Raw genomic sequence first — 6,019 nt, 5'->3', positions numbered from 1 at the left:
GCGCTTGGACTGAGCTGGATGCTTCAGGCGCCGTTTTAGCTGAACGTGATCATACATTGCAGCGGGCTTGGGTAGAGCTGGGTGAAGCGCGTGCGATAGTAGCTGAACGCGATCGGGCATTGGACCGTGCCCGGTTACAAGTGGATGAATCGCAGTCCATTAAAGTCGAACGCTCTGACATCGACATGTGACGGACCTCATTGTTTACCTCGTATGCCGCGGTCCGCCAATTTGCGAACGAGGGGGTCACTCAGATCTCGCTTTTTGTCACAACGCTGTCACAACGATTGGTCGGATCGTGGGCTGAGGCGCGGTTGAGATGTGTGCGGAGTGGGTGTAGCGTTATACGGTAACAGACTGACTGAGAACGAGTTTTCAAACGGAACGCGCGACCAACCGTGATTTTAGCTCAGGTGTAGCGTTGCCCTCCGAAGGCAAAGGTCACACGTTCGAATCGTGTCGGGTGCGCCAATCTTCTCAATGACTAGCAGGGATCGACCCTGATGCAGAGATCCGCGGTGTCACCAGAGTGTCACCGCGTTAGGCCTCCGCCGAGTCGTTTCCTTCCCCTCCGCCTCCTTCTGTCCGCGGCCGCGATCCTCGCGACCGCCGCGAGTTGGCCGGCCCTTGCGCAAGTTCAGCAGGAAGCGTTCAGCTACCCTGTTGGCCTCGATCCCTACGGCGACAACTTCCTGACGCTGCGCAGCCTGCCGAGCGGCACCCAGGGCGCCCGCCTCGCGCGGCTCGGGCCCGACACCCTTTTCACCAAGCTCGGCCGCCAGGGCGACTGGGTGAACATCCAGCTGCCGTCCGGGCAGACCGGGTGGGTGAGTGCCCGGTACGTCGGCTGCTGCCGCACGGCCGCCGATGGCCGCAGCGCGCCGAGCGGATCCGTCTCGTCATTGTGCGAGGAGCTGTGGTCCGAGCGGAACGCGATCTTCAAGGCAGCGGGCTACTGCTTCCGCACCCCGCAGGCCATTCAGGCGTTCGGCAATGCCGGGTGCCAGTTCGACGACGAGGCAGACGTGCCGCTGTTGGTGCGCTAGCGCGACCAGGTGGTCCAGATCAGGGCGACGGAGCGTCAATTGGGCTGTGCGCGTTGACGGACTGCCTCTCCGGCCAGGGCTACGTGGGGCGCCCTGAGGCGCCCGGGACGCCGGTTGTTGTGCGCTTGCAGCCCGACATGCTGGCCGCGTTGGATCGATCGATTGCCCAGCAGCCCGATCCTAAGCCTTCGCGCCCAGAGGGCATCCGCCGGCTGCTCGAGCGGGCGCTCAAGGCCTGAGCCCGATCAAGTACCAGTGGCTGCGGCCCGACGTGCGTAGGCGTGAAGCCGCACCAAAGATGCGAGCGAATGTGTGAGTGAGCCCCGTGAGGACGAGCTTCAAGAGAAGATTGAAACTCGCCCGGATTTGATTGAACGCCTGTTACTCTTGCCGTCAGTTCTCGGCTTCGTAGTAGCGCTTTCAATCATTGTCGCGGTATCTCATGACGTTGCATCTTTTTGGTACATCGACATCGATTATTTATCTATTACGCCACGCAGGATGAGCAGATCCGAGAGCACGTCGATGACGTAGGTTGCCTTCAGCTTGCGGGCGACTCGAATCGCCAGGCATTCGTGCGTGAACTCGTCGACCACGTTGAGCATCCGGATCTTGCGTCCATCGTGCGTGCGGGCCTCGACGAAGTCGTACGACCACACGTGATTGCGGTGTTCCGGGCGAAGATGGACGCAGGAGCCGTCGTTGTCCCAGATCCGCCCCCGCTTGGGCTGTCTGTCTGGGACCTTCAGACCCTCACGCCGCCAAATGCGCTCGACGCGCTTGTCGTTGACGAACCAACCGGCCGCCTTCAGCAATGCGCTGATCTTGCGGTAGCCATAGCGTCCGTACTTCTCAGCCAACGCCACGAGATCGGCCGTCAGCGCCTCTTCGTCGTCGCGGCCCCGCGATACCTTGCGCTGTGTCGAGCGATGCTGTCCGAGCGCCCGACAGGCACGGCGCTCGGAGACGGTCATCGTACGCATGATGTGCTCGACACAGGCACGTCGGCGCGCAGGGCTCAGAAGTTTCCCCGGGACGCCTCCTGCAAGATCAGCTTGTCCAGCGTCAAATCGGCGATGGCTTTTCGAAGCCGAGCATTCTCGGTCTCAAGACTCTTCATCCGTCGAACTTGATCCGACTTCAGGCCGCCAAACTTACGCCGCCACCGGTAGTACGTCACCGAACTCACACCGAGCGCGCGGATTGCATCGGCCACGCTCTGGCCCTGTAAGATCAGCACGTCCGCCTGACGTAGCTTCGCGACGATCTCCTCGGGTTTCGGATGTTTTGCCATCCCGTCCGTCCTCCAGGCTCAAAGGCCATACCAAAGAGGGGACCACTTCAATGGGGGCTGACCAGCGCCAAGCGTGCGGGCGGCATCGAGACCCGTCCGGAGATGGAGAAGCCGTCGGCAGCCGCGCCAGCGCCGGCGAAGACCGCCTGCGCGATCAAGGGCAACATCTCGCGGAAGGGCGACAAGATTTATCGCTTGCCCGGGACCCGGGACTACGACCGCACCGTGATCAGCACCGGCTCCGGTGAGAGGATGTTCTGCAGCGAAGACGAGGCGAAGGCGGCCGGCTGGCGGGCAGCGCGCGGGTGATCGGACTTCGAGCCGCGTTCATAGCTGCGCGATGATACGCTGGACCCGGTTGGTATCGTCCCGGACCCCGATCGTTACGGCGGTGATCAACACCATCTGCCGGGCCGCCCCGATGCAAGCGCAATAGGCGCCCTTGGTGGGTGGGGGCCTGAGTGGAACGCGAACACACCAAGTCCGTTACTGCGCGAGCTTTGGAGGATACCATCTTGAGGCACATCATTGCGGGCGGGCTCGTTGCAGTCGGCCTCTTCACCGTCCCAAGCCTGCCGGCCTCAGCGCAGAGCATCGATATCGGACCAGGCGGGGTTCGAGTCGACCCTCGTTCGCCGCGCGAGCGCGACCGGGATGAGATCCGTCGTGAAGAGCGGCGTGAGGAATTCCGGCAGGACCGTCGTGATCCCATCCGCCGCGAGGAACGCCTCCGCGAGGACGATGACGAAGATTGATCCGCATTGAGGGCGAACCATTGATCTATGAGCGCGGGGTTCACACCCCGCCGCCTTCGTGTGCCTTCGAGAACTGCTGCAATCGGATCGACGCACGTCCGGGCGCCGGCGGATCGATGAATGAGCTCGCCAGAACTGTTTCAGGGCACCGGCCACATCCTGGCCGGCGCGTTGGGCGACAGGACGGCCCAACAATCCCTCTCACCCGACCGTGCCCGTCTCGCCCTTATGGAGGCGGCCCTCGCTACGGCAGATGGTCGTTGACGCGCTGAGATGCGCCGAAACTATGGGCCGGAGGGCGTTCTAATCTACGCCTACGCCCCTGGAGGTCAGGGCAACCTAGGAACACCGCTTCGGCGACCCTACGAGGCTCGACGGATCGCCGTAGCGTTATGGCGGCACGAACGACGACGGGGCTAAGGAAAAGTCGCGTTGCGAGACTATCTTCGGGTGTCTACAGCCCGCCCATGTCCGACAAGCTCAACGCCCTCCTCGAACGCCTGAAGGCGCACCAGCGCACGTTCATCCTGGCAATGGCCGAGCATGATGGCTTGCCGGCGGGAAGCGCTCTCCGTCAGGTTGCCGAGTTGGAGAACGTGATTGCTGCGGTCGAGGCAGTCGCAGCCGAGGAAGCAGATCGAGTTCGGCGGGACGGGCAGCGCTAAGACGACAACGAGGCAGCAACCGGGAAGGTTACTGCGTCGCTGGATCGGGCCGCTCGAGGGGGCGTCGGCGACCGTGAGGAAATGGGTACGCTTCATCCGATTAACGGGGCGTGCGCCCCAGCACATCCAACCGCCTGTGGCTCGGATGCGACGGAGCACGACGACCTCTTGTGGACGGCGCGGATTGCCTCCGATCGGTCAAGGTTCGAGGGCGAGGATGATCCTCCCATCCGATCCGGCTCGCTTCATGTTCGCCCGACCTCACGTTTTCGCCCTTCACCACCGCGAGCGCCTTGCCGTGCTACTCTCCTCGGCCCTGTTCCTGGCCGGCGCGCTCCCATTGCTCTGGGCGGTAGTTTGACCCTCCGGGCGGACCAAGGATTGACCTCGGCCCCCCGTTAGTAGGCGTCCGCCGGTGATCATCAGGCAGCATCATCCGGTGATGCCTTCCGCCGACGCAAAGGGCGCCGCGATCCTGGTGAGCGAGGCTCGGTGTTCGTCCAGGGCATGGTGCCGTTCGGTCGGCGCGGGATCCTCGCGGACTTAGCTGCGCGTTCCGGGCGAGGGCCTTTGCAGCCCCCATCACGCCAAGCTCGGAAGACGCGGCCATAGACCTACTCATTCAGGTCATGGTCGGCCCGCACGATCATATCGGCCAGAACGCGCCGTGCTTCCTCCGGATCGAACAGTGCGTGGTCAAGGGCATTGAGGGTCAACTCACGAAATGCCTGGAGCCCAGGGGAGTCGGGGGCCTTCACGAGGGCGGTAAGGAGGGAATGCAGGGCCGCGCGGGCGACGTGGTCCCGGCTAGGCGTCCGCGTCTCATGGCGCTCGGCCTTGCGCCGTGCCTCTACCTGCGCATGGGCCTTTAGATCCTCGCCGCGGGCGCGGGGCATGCCCTTGCGCGACAAGCGGCGTCCCGGGGTCCATTCGGGCTTCTTCGGCTCTTCCTCGGGGGTGTTGTTCGGGTCGGGGTCGTGGTTGGACATGGTCTGCCTCCGTTCAAGAGGCCTTCCAGTGATACGACATCGACGAAAAACCCAAGCATCAGCGAGTTGGACGATCACCATGTGATACGCCAGAACAGCCGGTGACGTTCGGTTGGTCAGAAGGTGACGCTCGAGGCGTTAGGGATCCAACTCGCCATGACCGTCTGGCGGGTTGCGACGAGGTCATGGTGACCCGCGACCGGATCCCGACACGAAAGAACACCCCAGGAGCGGGTGCTCCCAAAGTGTTGCCGACCTCACGGCCAGATTGATCGGGCTGGGGATCCGGAGGCCGACGAGTTGTCGGCACCTTCCGCGGCGGAGAGCGACGAGGAGGACCAACACCTCTCGCCCGCCGGCCGCATCTCCCGGCGTGGAGGCCGGGAGATGCGCGATCCGATCTTAGAGCGCCTAACAGAACCGCCTGATCTGGTTGAGTGTGATGAGGCTGGCAGCGAGGCTGGTGAAGGCTTCGTAGATGTCTGCACGTCGCTCGTAGCGCACCGGCAGCCGACGGAAGCGGCTGAACCAAGCGTGCGTGCGCTCCACCACCCATCGGTGCCGGCCCAGCCGCTCGCTGCTGTCGATGCCGCGGCGTGCGATGCGCGGTACAATCCCACGCGCCCGGCACTCGTGTCGGCGCGGTTCAGCGTCGTAGGCTTTGTCAGCGTGCAGTTTGTCCGGGCGGTGTCGCGGCCGGCCCCGCCGACCGTTGCGCACGGGTGGGATGGCATCGAGGGTCGGTGCCATCATCACGCTGTCGTGCCGGTTGGCCCCACTCAGGCGGAAGCCGAGCGGCGTACCGCGCGCGTCGGTGACGAGGTGGCGCTTCGTGCCCGCCTTGCCCCGGTCCGTTGGGTTCGGGCCGGTGGCAGAGCCCCTTTTTTGGCCGGGACAGAGGCGCTGTCCAAGCTCGCTCGGCTCCAGTCGATCTCGCCCGCCCCATGCAGGCGCTCCAAGAGCACCTGATGCAGGCGGGCCCATACGCCGGCCGCCTGCCAGTCCCGTAAGCGGCGCCAGCAACTCATCCCGCAGCCGCAGCCCATCTCCGCTGGCAGCATCTCCCACGGGACGCCTGAGCGCAGCACGAACAGAATGCCGGTCAACGCAGCTCGGTTCTCGATCGGCCGTCTGCCACCCTTTGGACGTGGGCGGGGCGGCGGCAGAAGTGGCGCAATCTCGGTCCAGAGATCATCGGGCAGAAGCGGACGAGCCATCACGACCAACGCCTGCCCACGCGATCCGTGCCCGTTCTGTTAGGCGCTCTAAG

Annotated in this window: 7 protein-coding genes and 2 pseudogenes; 6 read left to right on the top strand and 3 right to left on the bottom strand. The window is 64.3% G+C overall.

Features of this window, described 5'->3' with window-relative positions; all coding sequences use genetic code 11:
- From WYO_RS32020 to WYO_RS32090, 3 genes and pseudogenes are all read left to right on the top strand, one after another.
- Positions 1–191: hypothetical protein (locus tag WYO_RS32020; RefSeq protein ID WP_210160730.1), on the top strand; the 191-nt coding region annotated here is incomplete at its 5' end.
- Positions 192–503: 312 nt separating this feature from the next.
- A pseudogene (locus WYO_RS29685) lies at positions 504–833 on the top strand (SH3 domain-containing protein); the annotation flags it as partial.
- A gap of 69 nt (positions 834–902) precedes the next feature.
- Positions 903–1,046: a YARHG domain-containing protein gene (locus WYO_RS32090; protein WP_244424050.1), complete on the top strand. Its 144-nt coding sequence runs from the start codon at positions 903–905 to the stop codon at positions 1,044–1,046.
- 488 nt (positions 1,047–1,534) lie between these two features.
- Here WYO_RS32090 and WYO_RS29680 read toward each other — a convergent pair.
- A pseudogene (locus WYO_RS29680) lies at positions 1,535–2,340 on the bottom strand (IS3 family transposase); the annotation flags it as partial.
- A gap of 102 nt (positions 2,341–2,442) precedes the next feature.
- Here WYO_RS29680 and WYO_RS03935 point away from each other — a divergent pair.
- The 3 genes from WYO_RS03935 (at position 2,443) to WYO_RS03925 (ending at position 3,760) form a co-directional block, all read left to right on the top strand.
- Positions 2,443–2,649: a hypothetical protein gene (locus tag WYO_RS03935; protein ID WP_007559289.1), complete on the top strand. Its 207-nt coding sequence runs from the start codon at positions 2,443–2,445 to the stop codon at positions 2,647–2,649.
- A gap of 206 nt (positions 2,650–2,855) precedes the next feature.
- Complete coding sequence (locus WYO_RS29675; protein WP_081496927.1) at positions 2,856–3,095, top strand: hypothetical protein; 240 nt, start codon at positions 2,856–2,858, stop codon at positions 3,093–3,095.
- Between the two features lie 467 nt (positions 3,096–3,562).
- Positions 3,563–3,760 carry a hypothetical protein gene (locus tag WYO_RS03925; RefSeq protein ID WP_039902171.1) on the top strand — a complete coding sequence of 66 codons (198 nt, stop codon included), beginning with the start codon at positions 3,563–3,565 and terminating at the stop codon, positions 3,758–3,760.
- Between the two features lie 614 nt (positions 3,761–4,374).
- Here WYO_RS03925 and WYO_RS03920 read toward each other — a convergent pair.
- Positions 4,375–4,749 carry a hypothetical protein gene (locus WYO_RS03920; RefSeq protein ID WP_007559284.1) on the bottom strand — a complete coding sequence of 125 codons (375 nt, stop codon included), beginning with the start codon at positions 4,747–4,749 and terminating at the stop codon, positions 4,375–4,377.
- A 411-nt stretch (positions 4,750–5,160) separates the two neighbouring features.
- Positions 5,161–5,966 (bottom strand): IS5 family transposase gene (locus WYO_RS29665; protein WP_085985769.1). Its coding sequence is split into 2 segments (ribosomal slippage): positions 5,161–5,636 and positions 5,636–5,966, totalling 807 coding nucleotides; the frame shifts between segments, so codons are not numbered across the junction.
- Between the last annotated feature and the right edge of the window lie 53 nt (positions 5,967–6,019).

Origin of the sequence: Methylobacterium sp. GXF4 (assembly GCF_000272495.1) — a bacterium.
Taxonomy (GTDB): Bacteria; Pseudomonadota; Alphaproteobacteria; order Rhizobiales; family Beijerinckiaceae; genus Methylobacterium; species Methylobacterium brachiatum.
The sequence above is the reverse complement of the archived record's forward strand: the minus strand, read 5'-3'. Positions and strand labels throughout refer to the sequence as shown.

Coding starts and splice junctions, on each gene's coding strand:
- WYO_RS03920 (WP_007559284.1), bottom strand. CDS start 4,749: ATGTCCAACCACGACCCCGACCCGAACAACACCCCCGAGGAAGAGCCG.
- WYO_RS03925 (WP_039902171.1), top strand. CDS start 3,563: ATGTCCGACAAGCTCAACGCCCTCCTCGAACGCCTGAAGGCGCACCAG.
- WYO_RS03935 (WP_007559289.1), top strand. CDS start 2,443: ATGGAGAAGCCGTCGGCAGCCGCGCCAGCGCCGGCGAAGACCGCCTGC.